Raw genomic sequence first — 16,041 nt, 5'->3', positions numbered from 1 at the left:
TGGCTCTCGGAAATAGCTACCATGATTTTCTCCGGATAAGTTTGCCGTTCAACCAAAGATTTTTCTTTCCGGACATGGAGACGGATTTTCATTATTTCAGCGATTTGGATCTGGAATTGCGGGGTGCTTTCTTCCACCCGGCCCGGAAGACAGTCTGGCCGTTTACTGCCTTCAACAAAATGCTATTTATCGACAGGTTTTTGAAGAAACACGATTTATACCGTTACTACGATTACGTTTACTTCATTGATGCGGATATGTGTTTTGCGCGCCAAGCGGGGAGAGAGCTTCTGGCGTCTGCGTTGTTTTTGATTAATGTACCGTGGAGGGCGCATGTGGCGGGCGGTTTTTTCGGAGGCGAACCAGCCCTGATGTGGAGGGCTGCCGCCTTTACGGAAGCTTATGTCAGGGAAGGCTGTGACCGGAAACATTTTGATCGGACTGCCGACGAATTCGTTTTGAAACGCGTTTATGATTCATTGGAAACAAAGACTGAACTGGACTGTGAGGGGAAAAAACAGAGCCGTTATCTCTTCTTTTCTCCCCGTGTTGAACCGGACCGGCTGGAGGAAGCGGGGGAAGCCGGACATTTGCTCGTGAATGTGGAGTTGCCGGGCCGGGCGTACAAGGACAGCATTTTCGAGTGTATCCATCCGAGGTGGAGAGATACGGTGGAGCTGGATCTGGAGCGGGGGTGGATCAACCACCGGGGGCATTTGGGGGAGCTGGCGCCTGCAGGCGGGGGAATCGGTACAGCCTCGGAGGGGGAAGAAGTCTTCCGCATTTACTGGTGGGATTTTCCGGGGGCAGAGGAATACCTTCACTTGGGAACTGGCAGGATTACGGTAGGTCAACCGTCGAGGAACAACCGATCCCCTGGTAGGTGAACCCCCAAGCCTCCAGATCGGAGCGGCAATAGATATTACGGCCATCGACGATGTGGCGGGAAGCCATGGAACGGTAGACGTTTTTCCAGTCGGGAAGGCGGAATTCCTTCCACTCTGTTGTGAGAACAAGCACATCGGCTCCGGAGGCCGCATCGTACATATCGTCCGCATAGTAGAGGGCTTCTCCCCAGCGTTGGCGGGTTGAATCCATGGCTGCCGGGTCGTATACGCGGAGCCGGATACCGTCTTTGAGCAGTTCCTCAATTAACGCCATGGATGGAGCTTCTCGTATATCGTCCGTTTCCGGTTTGAAAGAAAGTCCCCAAAGGGCGACGGTAGAGGATTGGTCACGGGAGGTTTGGGCGACGGCTTTCTTGACTTTGCCGATGAGGAAACGCTTTTGCTGCTGGTTGCATTGTTCGACGGCTTCAAGAATATCCATGGTCACTCCGTGTTCGTTTGCCGTGCGGATCAATGCCCTGATATCTTTTGGAAAACACGAGCCTCCGTAGCCGCATCCTGCGTAGAGGAAGCTGTTGCCAATACGCGTGTCGCTGCCGACTCCTTCCCTGACTCGGCAAATATCTGCTCCGACTGCTTCGCAGAGTCTTGATATTTCGTTCATGAGGCTAATGCGGGCGGCCAGCATGGAGTTGGAGACGTATTTGCTCATTTCTGCCGAAACCGTATCCATGACCAAAAGGCGGTCGTTTTTCAGCATAAAAGGAGCATAGAGTTTTTGTAATATGCGAACGGCTTTGGATGTATCTGCCCCGATGATGATGCGGTCCGGGCTCATGAAGTCCTTGATGGCGGAGCCTTCTTTGAGGAATTCCGGATTGAAGGCGAGTTCAAAGCTTGCGTCGCCGGCGCGAAGGCGGATCTCTTCTTCAATGATTTTCTTGAGGTGATGGCAGGTTCCGGGAGGGACGGTGCTTTTGACAACGATGACGGTGTCGTGCTGCAAATTTTGTCCGATTTGCCGCGCCACGGCTTCGATGCTGCTAAGATCGGCTTGGCCGTCGGGCTGGGAAGGGGTGCCGACTGCGATAAAGAAGATATCGGCGTTATTGAGCACCTGCTCCGGTTTTGATTCAAAAGCGAGCCTGCCTTGAGAGAGATTGCGTGTTACCATGGCCGTTAACCCCGGTTCGTACAAGGGGATGATGCCGTTCCTCAACTGGTTGATTTTATGGGCGTCTTTGTCCAGGCAGGTGACACTGGCTCCCATTTCTGCAAAACAGGCTCCGGAAACAAGGCCCACATAGCCGGTACCGATGATTGCTATTCTCATGAGGATACAAAAGTTCAGAATAGAATAAGCCGTATGAAACGGCGATGTCAATGTTGAACTTATTGGAAGGAATTTGGAAATTTGAATTGAGGCAAGAAAAGATCAAGGGAGAAACGCCAAAATCGGCATGGTGTGATGGTTGTGTCAGAGGGCTTTATCTTACCGTCGGAATATATTGAGTTAGATCTGACAAACTTTTGTTTTCCAATCCGGGATTGAATCTTGCCTTGGCTGAGACAGAACATAGAATATGCAGCATGTATAGGAAAACTGATGTGCTGGACCGCGATTTCGCAGCAGCTCGGGCGAGTTTGTTGGATTTGGCTGCTTTTTTGGACCGGGTTGAGCGTGCCGGCGGTGAGGGTGATTTCCGCTGGGATGCGTTGTTGAATGCCCTGCCTTTGCTAGAGGATGCGGGAGTGGAGAGGACGCGACGCATCCTGGAGGCTTTATCCTTCCCGGGCGAGACGCCAACTGAGTCCGTTATTGGCAAGGCCGCCTGTGGCGCCCCTGATTTGAATGCTTGAACCTGTTGACAGCCATGAGATTTATCGAACCTCACTCACACCCTGTTTGCCGGACGACGGATGATTACAAGGCTCTGGCTTTGGCCGGTTGCGTCGCGATTGGCGAGCCTGCTTTCTGGGCTGGATTTGACCGTTGTTCCCCGGACGGATTCCGGGATTATTTCATGCAGTTGACAGAATACGAACCTCTCCGGGCATCCAAATTCGGTCTGGACCACTATTGTTGGATTTGCGTGAATCCGAAGGAAGCGGAGGATCCCGTTTTTGCGAGGGAGGTGATGGCGATGATCCCCGAATTCCTGAAGAAACCTAATGTGCTGGGTATCGGTGAGATTGGACTGAACCGCAATACGGCTCATGAGGTTGAGATTATGGAAGAACACATGGATCTCGCTATTGCCGAAGGTCAGCTGGTGCTGATTCATACGCCGCACATGGAAGACAAACTGAAGGGGACGCGCATTATTTTGTCCGCGCTGAAGAACCGTCCCGATTTGTCTCCGGACCGTGTCTTAGTGGATCACTGTGAGGAACATACCCTTTCGCTTGTCCGGGAGGCTGGTTACTGGGCCGGTCTGACTCTGTATCCGACGAGCAAGTTGACGCCGTGCCGTGCCGCGGACATGCTGGAAGTATACGGGCATGACCATGTCTGGGTCAATTCCGCGTGCGACTGGGGGGATTCCGATCCCTTGGCGGTACCTCGTCTGGGGATGGAGCTTGCCCGGCGCGGATGGTCTCGCAGTGATATTGAGACAATCGTGTTGAAGAATCCTGCTGTTTTTATGGGAGGCTCTCCTCATTTCCGCGGTGTGTGACCAACACGGCGGGAGGGGGGATGCGCAGCGGCAGGAATGAATACGGTCTGGCTCTGCTATTGCAAACGGATAGAGATTCCTATACTTTACGCGCATGTGGCAATGGATTGTCGAGAATCAGGAAGATATCAAGGATGTGCTGCGCGCCATCGTTGAGATCATTATCCTGTGGGCTCTTTTCTACCAGATCTACCGGGCCTTTCATGCGACGCGCGGGGCGCGGATCATGGTGGGGCTGATCCTCAGTCTTGTCGCTCTGACGCTGGTTACCTATCTTTTCCATCTGAATGTAATCGGATTCCTGATTACCCGCGTACTGGCTCCGGGCTTGGCTGTGGCTCTGGTGGTGATTTTCCAGCCGGAACTGCGTAGCGGGCTGGCTAAGCTGGGTAGCCATCCCTTGCTGTCCAAGTATGTTAAAATCCAGCGGGTGGATTTCCTGGATACCTTCTGCAAGGCAGTTTCCCAGCTTTCCAATAAACGTTTGGGTGCTTTGTTCGCTTTTGAACGTGGTATCAGCCTGAAGTCTATTGAAGATTCCGGGGTCATTATCGATGCCCTGTTTTCACCGGAGCTGGCCCTTTCCATTTTTTATACGAAAACCCCGCTTCACGATGGCGGAGTGGTGATTGCCGGCGAGCGCATGGTGGCTGCCGGCTGCGTGTTTCCGGTGACTTCCCGGGAGATGTCCGACCGTTCTCTGGGATTGCGCCACCGTGCCGGTGTCGGCATGACGGATGAGACGGATAGCGTTGTCGTTGTGGTTTCCGAGGAAACGGGTAGTGTATCTATTGCCGTCGGCGGAAAGTTGGAACGCAACGTCGACTTGGAAATATTGAAAAAACGTCTCGAATCCCTCCTCCTTCAAAAGAAAACTTCCCATGATCAGGAACATCAAGATACTCATTGAAAACTGGCCGGCAAAATTGTTGTGCCTGCTGTTGGCGCTTGGAGTCTGGACGCTCGTCAAACAGCAATACGTTTCCCAGGATCCCGGATACCGCAGGGATGAAATCCGTCGTTCCCATCCCTAATTTTCTTCCTTCAAAATTGCCGCCATGCAGAATTTCATTGTAACCGGTACGGATACCGACGCGGGCAAGACCTATGTCAGTTGCCTGATCATTAAAGCTCTCAGAGAGAAAGGCATCGATATTGCCGGATTCAAGCCGGTTGCTTGCGGCAGCCGGGAGGATCCGCGCCAGCTCCGGGCTGCTTCCGGTCTGGAGGCGTTGACGCTGGAGCGCATCAACCCGGTATATCTCAAGAATGCCACATCTCCCTGTGTTGCCGCGCGGCTTGAGAATACGGAGATCGACTTTGACCTTGTCCATGAAGCTTATGAACGCCTTTCAGCCGAGCATGACTGCGTGCTGGTGGAAGGAGTCGGAGGCTGGGAGGTACCGATGGCTCCCGGTGTCAATTTCAGTGACTATGCTCGTGAGTTGCATTTGCCGGTTTTGCTGGTTGTCAACAACAAGCTCGGTGTTTTGAATCATGCCGTTTTGACAGTCAATGCCATGAAGGCACAGGGGATTCGCTGTGCCGGGATCATTTTCAACAATGTCCAGGAAGAATGGGATACTGCCAGCATCACGAACCGTGCCATGCTGGAGGAAATGGTCGATGTGCCTGTCCTTGAAGAACTGATTCATGGTCAGGACTATTTGGATGCCGATGCCATTCTCGGAGGAATCTGTGGAATGGAGAAAGCCTGATTGTTGCGTATCGTGAGATCGACCACCCCCAAAAGCCAGGGGCTCCCGGAGGGGAATGTGGCGATTATTTCTGAATGAATTGCGGTGCCAAGGCTGACGAAGACGATTTTACCTGTTGACGGAACCCTTTCAGCGCATACGATAAGAGAATGACAGATTCTCGAATTCAGAAACTGGTTGCGGCAGGTCTTTTCCTGTCTGCATTGGGTGTGGGTGGAGGCATGGCGCAAGCGGAGAGTGCGGATGCCGTGACAATGAAGCCTGTGCGGGTTTCTCTGTTCAAGAATGGGTACGGCTTTATTACGATGAGGGGTAAAACTGGAGAAGGGGCTGCCATGGAGCTGAAGAATCTGCCTGTGCCGGCATTCGGAACGTTTTGGATTTCCGCTTCACATCCAGCTAAAATTACCTGCCTTGTCAGTAGCCAGAAGACGGAGAAACGCCTGGTGAGGGGAGCCAGTATGGTGGATGTAGCCAATGCCAATCCCGGCAAGCAGATTCGCATCGTGACCGAGAGCGGTGTTGTCGAAGGCATGGTTGTGGGGCTGAAGAAGGATGAAGAAACTGCTCCAAATCCTAATCTAATTGGTGGAAGGGATGAGGATCATGATCAGGGTGAGTCGTATCTGGTAGTCAAGACGACTGCCGGAACTCTGGTGGTTCTTTCTCAGGATCGCATCAAACAGATTGAGTTTTCTTCCTTGAATGCTTTGTTGCCCATGCGTGACGTCAAGACTCCTTGCGTCGAATTGGCCTTGGAGAAACCGGTTCCCGGCGCCATTTTGACGGCGACCAGCATTTCTTCGGGGATTTCCTGGATTCCGTCCTACCACCTGGATATGACGAATCCCGGGAAAGCGATCATGTCCGTCAAGGCATCGGTTATGAATGAATTGGTGGATTTGGACGGGGTCAAGCTCGATCTGATTACCGGAGTGCCGACGCTGAAGTATCCCTCGTTGCCTTCACCGGTCGCCATGAAACTTGATTTGAAGGGATTCCTGAATGGACTGGCCGGTTTCGGTAACGGACGGCCGATACCCATGGCTGCGCAGCAGGTGGATTTGAGGGCCAATTTTTTACCGGAAGGTTTTGCGGAGGCTGGGCGGTTTGGCGGGCAGAATCCCTCCGATTCCGTCCGTACGGAGGATTTGTTCTACTACCCCGTAGAAAATTTTACCTGCAAGAGAAATGAGACGGTGACTTTTCCTCTCTTTAGCGGCGAAGTGCCCTACACGATGGTTTATACGTGGGAAATCCCCAATCAGCGTATTTTATCCCGCTATCAGGGCCAGGAGGATTCCGGTCAGGATCCCTCGAGGGATATCTGGCACTGCATTCGTTTGGAAAACTCCTTCAATATGCCCTTGACGACAGGCGTCATTGAGCTGACGACGGGCAATCGCTTTGCCGGACAAGGGATCATTATGTTCACTCCGTCCAAAGAAACGGCAACGGTACGTCTTAATAGGTCGATGGATATTGTGACTGAGCGTTCCGAGAAGATCATGGAGCGTCGTGAGGCACCGAATAACAAGGATCGCATGCTCAATGTCGTTTACGGTACATTGAAAATCAGGAATTTGTCCGGCAAAGATGTCCCCTTGGAAATTACCAAGAAGGTACTCGGCGTGCCTCAATCCGCTTCTGAAGGAGGCGTTTGTACGACGGAACCCAACTGGACCGGCAGTATCAATCCGAATGGAACAATCAAATGGAACCTGAAGATTCCTTCGGACGGAAAACCGGTGACCGTGAGTTATTTTTACGATTACGTGGAATAAAGTCCGGGGATCTCAGACTTGGGCGCCGTAGGCAGCCAGTGTCTGGATGATCTCTTCAGGCATAGATTGTTCCATGGCGAATTGCAGGGGGGAAATCCCCTTTTCCTGACGGACATTGGGATCTGCCCCGTGCCCCAGCAGAATCTTGATGACTGCCGGGTTGGCACTGTAAACGGCTGCCCATAGGGGAGTGTCTCCGGACGGAGTGGTGTGGTTGATATCCGCTCCTGCCGCAATGAGGAGGCGGACCATTTCCGGGTTGACGTCCGTCCATGTGGCGCGGAAGAGAGGTGTCTCCCCCGCTTTGTTGATCGCATTGACTTTGGCTCCGGCTTCCAAGAGAAGCTGAGCGGAAAGAAGGGCATTGTCGTCCGGCGTACCGGCTACCCAGTGCAATGGCGTGTTTTTCCCGAAATCAAGGCTATTGGGATCGGCTCCGGCAGCTAGAAGAAGTTGGGTCGATTCGGCTCCCCCGGTCATATGCAGGGCCATAACGCCTTCTTCATCGGCCCGGTGTTTGATATCGGCTCCGTATTTGAGCAGTTCGCCGACAATCATGAAGGCATTTTTGGATGCCGCAAGGATCAGAGGCGTGTATCCGCACGAATCCGGGCTATTCAAGGGAACTCCTATTTTCAGAAGGTAAAGGGTGGTTTGCGGAAGATTCATTGCCGAGGCAATGTGAAGGTTGCGGATTGGTCCCCGGGAATTACAGCGTGGTGCATGTACCTGGAGGCTGTTTTTCAGCTGGGTCAGGGCGTCCATATCGTGCTTCTTGTATTCCGGGTAATTGTCGTAATCTCCCCAAGCGTTTTTCTGGATGCTTTCAAGGCGATCGGATATTTCTTCAAGAAGAGAGCTAGTGGAAGCATTGCTGGGGCGCATAGTGCTGGATCATAACGGGTTTCTCCGGATTCTCAAGTGGAAACAGTAGAGCAGAACCAAGCTATAATAAAAAACAGGGTTGCCTGAAAAGGCAACCCTGTGGGAATGATACTGATGCTTTTGTCTCAATTTTAGGCGAAAGCCTTGATCAGGGACTGGCGCATGGCTTCGAGTTCCTTGGGCAGCTTGGAACCGACCTTGTCGAAAAGTTCGGTTTGGCTTGTCAGTTCGGCCTGCCATTCGCTCTTGTTGAGCTGCATGTTGGTGGCGAACGTTTCTTCGGAGTAGTCGAGGCCGGTCTTGTCGAGTTCGGCATAGGACGGGGAAACACCGAGGGTGGTTTCCGTTCCTGTTGCCTGGCCCTTGGCGCGGCGAAGGATCCAGTCGAGAACGCGCATGTTGTCGCCGAAGCCCGGCCAGATGAAGTTGCCGTCCTTATCCTTGCGGAACCAGTTGACATTGAAAATCAGAGGGGGGTTCTTGACGGTCTTGCCCATGTCAAGCCAGTGCTGCCAGTAGTCACCGACATGGTAGCCGATGAAGGGAAGCATGGCCATCGGATCGCGGCGAACCTGACCGATCTGGCCGAAGGCGGCGGCGGTCATTTCGGAACCCATCGTGGCTCCGACATAGACACCGTGTTCCCAGCTGCGGCTCTGGAAGACCAGAGGCATCGTGGTGGCGCGGCGGCCGCCGAACAGAATGGCGGACAGGGAAACGCCTTCCGGATTCTGCCATTCGGGATCAATCGTCGGGCACTGGTAGGCGGGAGCGGTGAATCGGGCGTTCGGGTGAGCGCACTTGCGTCCGCAGTCCGGAGTCCAGTCATTACCCTGCCAGTCGATGGCGTGAGCGGGAGCTTCTCCGTCCATACCTTCCCACCAGACATCGCCGTCGTCGGTCAGGCCGACGTTCGTGAAGATGACGTTCTTCTTGATGGTTTCCATGGCGATCGGGTTGGTCTTGTAAGACGTGCCCGGAGCTACGCCGAAGTAGCCGTTTTCAGGATTGATGGCGTGGAATGTGCCGTCTTCATGGGGCCAGATCCAAGCGATGTCGTCACCGACGATAGAGGTTTTCCAACCGGCTTCACGATAGGAAGCGGGGGGAACAAGCATGGCAAGGTTGGTTTTGCCGCAGGCAGACGGGAAAGCACCGCCGACATAAACTTTTTCACCCGTGGGGGATTCGATGCCCAGGAGCAGCATGTGTTCGGCCATCCACTTGTTCTTACGAGCAATGGAAGAAGCGATGCGGAGAGCAAGGCACTTCTTGCCGAGCAAAGCGTTGCCGCCGTAACCGGAACCGAAGGACCAGATTTCCTGGGTTTCAGGGAAGTGGCAGATGTATTTTTCTTCGTTGCAGGGCCAGGAAACGTCAACTTTACCGGGTTCCAGCGGGGAACCGACTGTGTGGAGGCAGGGAACGAACGTACCGTAGCCGTCGCGCTTCGGGTTGCCGCCGCCTTGGGTTTCGTCTTCGAGGCGCTTGAGAACTTCAGCGCCAACCTTGGCCATAATGCGCATGTTCACGACAACGTAGGGGCTGTCGGTGATTTCGATGCCGATTTTGGCGAGGGGGGAATCAAGCGGGCCCATGCAGAAGGGGATGATGTACATGGTACGACCCTTCATGCAGCCTTTGAAGAGGCCGCGGAGAGTTTCCTTCATCTTGACGGGGTCTGCCCAGTGGTTGGTCGGGCCGGCGTCTTCTTCCTTTTCGGAGCAGATGAACGTCCGATCTTCGACGCGAGCAACGTCGGAAGGGGTGGAACGAGCCAGGAAGCAGCCGGGGCGTTTTTCCTGATTCAGTTTGATAAATGTGCCCTTTTGGACCATCATTTCGCAAAGTTCATCATTTTCTTCTTGAGAACCGTTGCACCAATAGATGGAGTCGGGCGTACAAAGTTGGGCGATTTCTTCGACCCACTTCTTAGCAGCTTCGTGAGTGGTACCAGTCAATTTCATGGCAAACCAAGGATAAACCTTTTTTTCGGTTTTGGCAAGCTTGCGCTGTTGACCTATTGTGGCATCATATCGGGAAGCTATGTCGTCCGATGTGTATTGTCTTGCAGCAGAAGAGCAAGAGATGGCTGCCGGAGTTTTTCCTCCGGGACGGATTCAGGCAACAGGCTTGTTTTTCCGGTCTGAGATACCCAATCTGGCACGGAAGAGGTACCAGAGTTTTTGGAAAGTGTTCAGACGGTACCTTTTGGCATAGATGTGGAAGCCGTCGGTTTGCATCTTGGCGAGGATATTGCCGTAGATGAGAGCCATGGCTTGTGCCGGAATGAGGGCGTTACGGTCCTGTAGAGACAGGCGGTTGTAAAGGTCTTCCGCCTTCTGGAAAAATTGTCCGGCAAGTTCTGCCTCGTATTGGAGAAGAGCCTGGAGGTTGGGGGAGTGGATACCGTTGGCGATGTCCTGGATGGTGTATTGGAATCGTTTCAGGTCTTCTTCCGGAAGATAAATCCTGCCGTGCCGATTATAATCTTCGGAGATGTCGCGGATAATATTAACCATCTGCAAGGCATGTCCCATGGCGATGGCATAGGGGAAAGCGGCTTCGGTGGCTCCCAGAATGCGTGCGCTTGTCAACCCGACGCAAGAAGCGACGCAGTAGGTATATTCAAGCAGTTCCTCCCGGGTTTTGGGCTGGACGGGATTGATGTCGGCACGGCATCCCGCGATGAGTTTCATCATCGGGGTGATGTCCAGATCCAGTTCGGAGATGAGGCGGGCAACGTCTCCTTCCAGTTCATTGAGATCAGAGGCGTTACCATTGACGACCTGCTCCCAGCGGTCCAGGGCGGCATGACGTTCTTCCGGCGTCATGCCAGGTTCGTCCACAATGTCATCGACAGTGCGGCAAAAGGCGTAGAATTCCGCCATGTGGCGGCGTTCGGTTTCTGGGAGGTCAATCAGGGCGAAGGCCAGGTTGGATTGGGCCTTGCGGGTAATTTCTGCGGCTTGGGACATGGACGAACGACTCAGGGGATAAGTCCCCAATGGCTTGTAAAGGGCCACAGGGCAAAGGCAGCCGGGCCGACGATATTGTATTGTGATACAGGTCCCCAGTAACGTGAGTCGAGTGAACTCGTTGTGTTGTCACCGAGGGCTGCATATTGATTGAGGAGAGGATTTTGCCGGTTTTCCTTCAGGCGGAGAGATTGCCCTTCTGCCAGGAAGCATCGAATGGGCAGGTTGGTTCTGGCGTCAATGATCTGAATGACGGGATTGTAACCGACAGGATTATAGGGAGGTTTGCAGGCTTCGACTCGGCGGATGGTCCATGAATCGGGATTTTTACCGTTGATCAGGAGATTTGGACGGTTAATGGTAAGGGTTTGTCCGGGCAGACCGCAGAGGCGCTTGACGTAGTGGGTGGCATTGGCCTGGTCTCCGGTATAGGACTTCAGGGGAATGATTCCGTTGGTGTTAAAGACGAAGACTTCTCCCAGTTTCGGTTTGCGGAAATGATAGGATATTTTGTCCACCAGGATGAGATCCCCCGCATCAATGCGGGCCTTGATGATAGTTTCGCCAGGAGTGAAAGATGCGAATTTGGTGCCTTTGGTGCGGACAAAGTATTCGGAGACTTCATTTTGAGCCGATGGGATATCAATGGTTGCCCCAGTGTTAAAAACGATTGTCGTACGTGTGAAGAGAAGCCATTTGGTGGACTGGCGGTAACCGACAATGGTTTGGTGCGTATCGGCTTTTTCGTCAACGTAGGAACTTCCCAGAGTGACGGCATCGGCAAGGCGAGTCAGGATGCCCGGTTCTTCATCGCAGGAGATTACGCGGATGCCGTTGAGCGAAGGATACATGGATCCGGTCGGGATGCGGAAGGGTTGGACGATGTAATCTTTGATGCCGAGGAAGATGACGAGAATGACAAACAGGACTTCCACGTTTTCCGCCAAAGAGGATGTGGAGGATCCGGGCAGAGCGTCGATGACTGTTTCAAGTTTGTTGGCATCAGAGATGGACTCTTCCTTGTTCCAGACGAGGAGGCTGGCTTTCAGCTTGGAAATCATCCCTTCAATATGCCGGATTTTTTCGGCAGGCAGAATATCCCTCTTGTAGTTGACGTATTTGGTTGCTCCGTTGCAAATAAGCAAAGCCTTCCTTCTCCATTTCGGTAAAAACCATGCCAGGCAATAGTCGAGGATAAAGTTGATGATTTGACGGAGAAAGGTCACGATGCGATGATGTGGGATGCTGGAGAAAGATAAAAGCACAAATTTCCGTCAAGGCAATCCCATCTTTCCCGGATTGAGAATATTTTGAGGATCGAGAGCGCGTTTTAGTCGGCTATGGAGTTCAAAGACCGGGGAACCGACTGCTTCCGGAAACCATTTGGCTTTGGCCAATCCAATGCCATGTTCCCCTGTAATGGTACCTTCATGGGCAAGCACCCATTGGAAAAGGCGGTCGACGCAGGAATCCGCCTGTTTTTTTTGTTCGGGTTCTTTGTAGTTTTCCACCATGATATTGGTGTGGATGTTGCCGTCGCCGGAGTGGCCGAAACAAGCTATTTGCATACCGGTTTCCCGTTGAAGGCTTTGGCAGAATTCGACCAATTCGACGAGGCGGGAACGCGGGATGACAATGTCTTCATTGAGTTTCGTCATTCCGGTAGCTTTCAGACTGTAAGAGAATTCCCTGCGCAGCTGCCAGATGTTTTCAACGGCTTCTTCCGAAATGGCTTGGTCGATTTTGATGGCGCCGAGATTGTGGACGAGTTGCCGGATTTCACGGAGTTCCTGTTCGAGTCCGGCTTGCCGTCCGTCGATTTCTACAATAAGATGTCCCCGGGCTGCGGAGGGCAGGGCGTCGGAACGGAGGTACTCTCGTGCGGCGTTGAGGGTGAAGCTGTCCGTAATTTCCAGAGCGGATGGCAGGTGACCGGCATTGAGAATATCCTGGACGGCTCGTGCGGCCGTGGGGAAGGAATCGAAGCTGACGCTTAATGCCATGCGTGCCTGAGGATGGGGAATGAGGCGCAGGGTGGCTTCCGTGATGATGCCGAGCATTCCCTCCGAACCGATGAACAGGGAGGTAAGATCGAAGCCTGACTTGTTCTTGTGCGTTCGGCCTCCGCACCGGATGATCTCCCCATTAGCGAGGACGACGGTAAGGCCGAGGACATAGGCACGTGTGACGCCGTATTTGAGACATCTGGGGCCACCGGCGTTTGTTGCGATGTTGCCGCCGATTGTGCATTCTTTCCGTGATGCAGGGTCGGGAGGATAGAACCACCCGGCTACATCGGCCTGGTTCTGGAGGTCGGCTGTGATGACGTTGGGCTGGACAACGGCGACCCCATCTTCCGGATTAAGTTCCAGAATACGGTTCATGCGTTCCATGGAAAGGAGGATGCCTCCTCGTATGGGAACGCATCCTCCAACGTAACCGACGCCTCCCCCCCGAGCTGTTACGGGAATGGAGGCCGCCGATGCGATTTGCATAATGGAAGAGACTTCCTGCGTACTACCGGGCAGGACGACTGCATCCGGCATGCGGGAAGCGTACCATTTGTCTCCGGATCGGGCTTGCCGGGCATCATCGTCGGTGAGGACGACGGCGTTGCCGAGCAAGGATCGGAGTTCGTCAATCCAGCTCATGTTTCCGGGGCGGAGTGGATTATTTGAGAACAGGCGCAGTGAAATTTTCGGGACGGTGGAAGTCCGGTTCGCCATTGAGGTCGTCCGTAGTTGTCAGGAAGAGTTGTTCCGGACTGTTGAGGATGAAGGCGGCTGCCAGTTTGCAATGGCGGATGTCAACGCCGGTCAACGATGCAAGAGGGATTTTAGCCATGGTTGTCCAGGCTCCGTCTTCTCCGGTGTAGAGGGTCTCTATTCCTTGAGGAGCAGGGATATTGTCGTTTTTCGTGCGGACGTCGGAGAAGGCGCAGGCCCACCATGCTCCATTGGGGGCGAGGTTGAACTCCCAATAATTGGTGCTATCATCGGCAGCCATGAACCATTCGGCAACATCGTATTTCCAGAGCTCTTCCTGGAATTGGCCCGGCCCGGATTCGGGATGGACGGTGCAGGGTGTTTCTCGGGAGGCGAGGAACCACAGGTCGGTTCCGTCTGTGGCAAAGCAGTATTGAGCGGAGGGATCAACGTCAAAACCGAACCAGTCGTTGACGATTTCTTGGCGGGGAAGTTCGGCGAGGCGTTCAAACGAACCGGGGAAAGCCCATTGGTGCACGATGATTTGCATGCTGTTACCATGGCGCGTTCTTTGCGTATAGGTCAAGCATGATGTGCGCAAATCGTTGTGGATTCCTGACATTCACCCTGATATAAAAAGAGTGGCAATGAAAATTTATGACCAGAATCCGATTCCTCTCAGTGACGGCATGCAACGTCCTGACTACGGTGTTGTGTTCATTGGCGGGTTTGGCGACAAATGGCTGGGGATTATGCATGGATTGTGGCGACGATTTGACGGCTTTGATGTCCCCGGAAGCTGGGTTTCCGGATATTACCACTGGGATGGAGATGGCTGGGGGCTGGCTGGTGACAGATGCGATCGCATTGCCTTTGATCTGGAACGGCTGCTGGATCGTTTTCCTGAAACGCACCTTGTCCTGATTGGCCATAGCTACGGAGGGAGCGCTTCCATGCAGGTAGCCCGGCTTTTACAACATGATGCATGCCGGCTGGACGTGCTGACCATTGATGCGGTGAGTCGTCGCCAGACATCGGATCGGGCGCAGGGTGTCGGATTGTGGATTAATACGTATTTATCCCGAGGAGGAGGATGGCTGGATATCGTTCCCCGTATAGGTGGGAGATGGGGGGAATGCGAGGAGGCCGATGTCAACTTGGCCTATGACGGTACCATTTGCGTACCCGGCCGCGGGTTGTTGTATTCCCACCGGGATCCCGCAAGTATGATGGATGAGTCTCCTGTAGGCGATGCCAGCCCGGTGGAAATGCTGGCGGCAAGAGTGATGTCCGGTACTCGGCAGGTGAACGAAGAAGATTGAATAAAAGGAGGACAAGAGATGAATGACGATATGAAATCATTGCTTGACAATGAAGATCTTAATGGAAAAATTTTCTTCCCGGTGACATATGAAATGGAGAATTCCTACCCGGTTCGGGTGGATGACACCTGTACATTGCACTGTAAATATATCTGTTACCCCGGAGTAAAGAGAGCTGTCGTTATATTTTACGGGAACGGGGAATGTGCCGAAAGTTATGCTGAATCCGAATTAGTCGAAGAGATTACCAGAGCCGGTAGCTGGAATTGTTTCATTGCCGAGTATCGCGGCTACGGGATGTCGACCGGCAGGTTGAATATTGTCAATGTGCTCAGCGATGCCGGGAAGGTGATGGAGGCCGTGGCGCAGGAAGGAAACGGGAAAATTGTCGTTTTTGGCCGATCTCTGGGTGGATTCTCGGCCATTCAGAGTATCTCCTGTTGTCCGGGAGTCTCCGGGGTGATCCTTGAAAGCGCCTATAGTTGCTTGTCGGACTTCATTGCCAAACGCTGGCCGCTGACGAACAACGAAAAGCAGGGACTTGATGATTTTTTCAATTACCCGGAGAAGGTAAAGGATTATCACAATCCTGTCTTGCTGATTCATGGATTGCGAGATACTTTAGTACCTTTTCGGCATTGCACGGCTCTTCATCAATTGTTCGAGGGACGCTCCGAGAGGGTGATCATGTTTTCTGCCAGAGGAGGGCATAACAATGTCTTTCAGATGAACTCGGAAAGTTATCTGGGGCATGTCCGACGTTTTCTCAGGTTCGTGGGCTAGGCTGCCTATTCTGTATAATAGACGGGGTAATCGTCAGACATGATGAAACGGATATTGTCCCAGAGCTGGACGAAATGAGGCCAAAGCATGTAAACCACCCATGCCAGGACGCCCAGGATTGCAATTCCCAGAATGGCGGATATCAGGATCCAGTTCCGGGCATTGCGCGAATATTTTTGCGCAGCCTCCCAGTTATTATCGGCAAGGGCTTCGTTGCATTTTTTCGCTTCCCGGATGGCGAAAAAGGCCGTTGGAAAAAGGAAGAGGCTGACGAAAATCGCCGGAACCAGGTGAGACTTGATCGTTGATGGATGGATATTCCTGTTCATGGCGTTTGCCT

Annotated in this window: 17 protein-coding genes; 9 read left to right on the top strand and 8 right to left on the bottom strand. The window is 53.1% G+C overall.

All coding sequences use genetic code 11. From position 1 onward, the window contains the following. Window positions 1-74: 74 nt before the first annotated feature. The gene (locus QET93_RS00890) at window positions 75-887 is read left to right on the top strand and encodes a hypothetical protein (protein WP_280132655.1); all 813 of its coding nucleotides are present in this window, start codon (window positions 75-77) and stop codon (window positions 885-887) included. Here QET93_RS00890 and QET93_RS00885 read toward each other — a convergent pair. After that, on the bottom strand, window positions 841-2,181 hold the full coding sequence (locus QET93_RS00885) for a UDP-glucose/GDP-mannose dehydrogenase family protein (protein WP_280132654.1): 1,341 nt from the start codon (window positions 2,179-2,181) through the stop codon (window positions 841-843). The genes QET93_RS00890 and QET93_RS00885 overlap by 47 nt on opposite strands. Window positions 2,182-2,438: 257 nt before the next feature. On the opposite strand from QET93_RS00885, the gene QET93_RS00880 reads away from it, so the two are divergent. The 6 genes from QET93_RS00880 to QET93_RS00855 all read left to right on the top strand — a co-directional run bounded on the left by QET93_RS00880 (window position 2,439) and on the right by QET93_RS00855 (window position 7,028). Further along, window positions 2,439-2,708, top strand: coding sequence for a hypothetical protein (locus QET93_RS00880; RefSeq protein ID WP_280132653.1), 270 nt, complete (start codon window positions 2,439-2,441; stop codon window positions 2,706-2,708). A 14-nt stretch (window positions 2,709-2,722) separates the two neighbouring features. Continuing rightward, on the top strand, window positions 2,723-3,526 hold the full coding sequence (locus QET93_RS00875; RefSeq protein WP_280132652.1) for a TatD family hydrolase: 804 nt from the start codon (window positions 2,723-2,725) through the stop codon (window positions 3,524-3,526). Window positions 3,527-3,620: 94 nt separating this feature from the next. Beyond that, window positions 3,621-4,436: a diadenylate cyclase CdaA gene (gene cdaA, locus QET93_RS00870; RefSeq protein WP_280126641.1), complete on the top strand. Its 816-nt coding sequence runs from the start codon at window positions 3,621-3,623 to the stop codon at window positions 4,434-4,436. Then, window positions 4,408-4,560, top strand: a complete 153-nt coding sequence (locus QET93_RS00865; protein WP_280126642.1) for a hypothetical protein — start codon at window positions 4,408-4,410, stop codon at window positions 4,558-4,560. The genes cdaA and QET93_RS00865 overlap by 29 nt, the downstream gene beginning before the upstream one ends. Before the next feature lie 24 nt (window positions 4,561-4,584). Next, window positions 4,585-5,244: a dethiobiotin synthase gene (bioD, locus tag QET93_RS00860; RefSeq protein WP_280126643.1), complete on the top strand. Its 660-nt coding sequence runs from the start codon at window positions 4,585-4,587 to the stop codon at window positions 5,242-5,244. 149 nt (window positions 5,245-5,393) lie between these two features. After that, window positions 5,394-7,028, top strand: coding sequence for a hypothetical protein (locus tag QET93_RS00855; protein ID WP_280132651.1), 1,635 nt, complete (start codon window positions 5,394-5,396; stop codon window positions 7,026-7,028). Window positions 7,029-7,040: 12 nt separating this feature from the next. Here QET93_RS00855 and QET93_RS00850 read toward each other — a convergent pair whose 3' ends face one another. The 6 genes from QET93_RS00850 to QET93_RS00825 form a co-directional block, all read right to left on the bottom strand. Further along, the gene (locus QET93_RS00850; RefSeq protein ID WP_280132650.1) at window positions 7,041-7,913 is read right to left on the bottom strand and encodes an ankyrin repeat domain-containing protein; all 873 of its coding nucleotides are present in this window, start codon (window positions 7,911-7,913) and stop codon (window positions 7,041-7,043) included. Between the two features lie 131 nt (window positions 7,914-8,044). Next, window positions 8,045-9,880 carry a phosphoenolpyruvate carboxykinase (GTP) gene (locus tag QET93_RS00845; RefSeq protein ID WP_280132649.1) on the bottom strand — a complete coding sequence of 612 codons (1,836 nt, stop codon included), beginning with the start codon at window positions 9,878-9,880 and terminating at the stop codon, window positions 8,045-8,047. A gap of 153 nt (window positions 9,881-10,033) precedes the next feature. Beyond that, complete coding sequence (locus tag QET93_RS00840; protein WP_280132648.1) at window positions 10,034-10,891, bottom strand: phytoene/squalene synthase family protein; 858 nt, start codon at window positions 10,889-10,891, stop codon at window positions 10,034-10,036. 11 nt (window positions 10,892-10,902) lie between these two features. Continuing rightward, window positions 10,903-12,117 carry a signal peptidase I gene (gene lepB, locus QET93_RS00835; protein WP_280132647.1) on the bottom strand — a complete coding sequence of 405 codons (1,215 nt, stop codon included), beginning with the start codon at window positions 12,115-12,117 and terminating at the stop codon, window positions 10,903-10,905. Between the two features lie 48 nt (window positions 12,118-12,165). Beyond that, window positions 12,166-13,542 carry an FAD-linked oxidase C-terminal domain-containing protein gene (locus QET93_RS00830; RefSeq protein ID WP_280132646.1) on the bottom strand — a complete coding sequence of 459 codons (1,377 nt, stop codon included), beginning with the start codon at window positions 13,540-13,542 and terminating at the stop codon, window positions 12,166-12,168. A gap of 19 nt (window positions 13,543-13,561) precedes the next feature. Then, window positions 13,562-14,146: a hypothetical protein gene (locus QET93_RS00825; RefSeq protein WP_280126650.1), complete on the bottom strand. Its 585-nt coding sequence runs from the start codon at window positions 14,144-14,146 to the stop codon at window positions 13,562-13,564. Between the two features lie 97 nt (window positions 14,147-14,243). Here QET93_RS00825 and QET93_RS00820 point away from each other — a divergent pair, with 97 nt between their 5' ends. Together QET93_RS00820 and QET93_RS00815 are read left to right on the top strand one after the other, a co-directional pair. Beyond that, window positions 14,244-14,918 carry an alpha/beta hydrolase gene (locus QET93_RS00820; RefSeq protein WP_280132645.1) on the top strand — a complete coding sequence of 225 codons (675 nt, stop codon included), beginning with the start codon at window positions 14,244-14,246 and terminating at the stop codon, window positions 14,916-14,918. 30 nt (window positions 14,919-14,948) lie between these two features. Then, window positions 14,949-15,701: an alpha/beta hydrolase gene (locus QET93_RS00815; protein ID WP_280132644.1), complete on the top strand. Its 753-nt coding sequence runs from the start codon at window positions 14,949-14,951 to the stop codon at window positions 15,699-15,701. Between the two features lie 5 nt (window positions 15,702-15,706). On the opposite strand, the gene QET93_RS00810 is transcribed toward QET93_RS00815, so the two are convergent. Beyond that, window positions 15,707-16,030, bottom strand: a complete 324-nt coding sequence (locus QET93_RS00810; RefSeq protein ID WP_280132643.1) for a CD225/dispanin family protein — start codon at window positions 16,028-16,030, stop codon at window positions 15,707-15,709. Window positions 16,031-16,041: the final 11 nt, after the last annotated feature.

The organism is Akkermansia sp. N21116 (assembly GCF_029854705.2).
Taxonomy (GTDB): Bacteria; Verrucomicrobiota; Verrucomicrobiia; order Verrucomicrobiales; family Akkermansiaceae; genus Akkermansia.
This window is presented reverse-complemented; position numbering and strand designations above follow the sequence as displayed.

Coding starts and splice junctions, on each gene's coding strand:
- QET93_RS00890 (WP_280132655.1), top strand. CDS start 75: ATGGAGACGGATTTTCATTATTTCAGCGATTTGGATCTGGAATTGCGG.
- QET93_RS00885 (WP_280132654.1), bottom strand. CDS start 2,181: ATGAGAATAGCAATCATCGGTACCGGCTATGTGGGCCTTGTTTCCGGA.
- QET93_RS00880 (WP_280132653.1), top strand. CDS start 2,439: ATGTATAGGAAAACTGATGTGCTGGACCGCGATTTCGCAGCAGCTCGG.
- QET93_RS00875 (WP_280132652.1), top strand. CDS start 2,723: ATGAGATTTATCGAACCTCACTCACACCCTGTTTGCCGGACGACGGAT.
- cdaA (WP_280126641.1), top strand. CDS start 3,621: ATGTGGCAATGGATTGTCGAGAATCAGGAAGATATCAAGGATGTGCTG.
- QET93_RS00865 (WP_280126642.1), top strand. CDS start 4,408: ATGATCAGGAACATCAAGATACTCATTGAAAACTGGCCGGCAAAATTG.
- bioD (WP_280126643.1), top strand. CDS start 4,585: ATGCAGAATTTCATTGTAACCGGTACGGATACCGACGCGGGCAAGACC.
- QET93_RS00855 (WP_280132651.1), top strand. CDS start 5,394: ATGACAGATTCTCGAATTCAGAAACTGGTTGCGGCAGGTCTTTTCCTG.
- QET93_RS00850 (WP_280132650.1), bottom strand. CDS start 7,913: ATGCGCCCCAGCAATGCTTCCACTAGCTCTCTTCTTGAAGAAATATCC.
- QET93_RS00845 (WP_280132649.1), bottom strand. CDS start 9,880: ATGAAATTGACTGGTACCACTCACGAAGCTGCTAAGAAGTGGGTCGAA.
- QET93_RS00840 (WP_280132648.1), bottom strand. CDS start 10,891: ATGTCCCAAGCCGCAGAAATTACCCGCAAGGCCCAATCCAACCTGGCC.
- QET93_RS00830 (WP_280132646.1), bottom strand. CDS start 13,542: ATGAGCTGGATTGACGAACTCCGATCCTTGCTCGGCAACGCCGTCGTC.
- QET93_RS00825 (WP_280126650.1), bottom strand. CDS start 14,146: ATGCAAATCATCGTGCACCAATGGGCTTTCCCCGGTTCGTTTGAACGC.
- QET93_RS00820 (WP_280132645.1), top strand. CDS start 14,244: ATGAAAATTTATGACCAGAATCCGATTCCTCTCAGTGACGGCATGCAA.
- QET93_RS00815 (WP_280132644.1), top strand. CDS start 14,949: ATGAAATCATTGCTTGACAATGAAGATCTTAATGGAAAAATTTTCTTC.
- QET93_RS00810 (WP_280132643.1), bottom strand. CDS start 16,030: ATGAACAGGAATATCCATCCATCAACGATCAAGTCTCACCTGGTTCCG.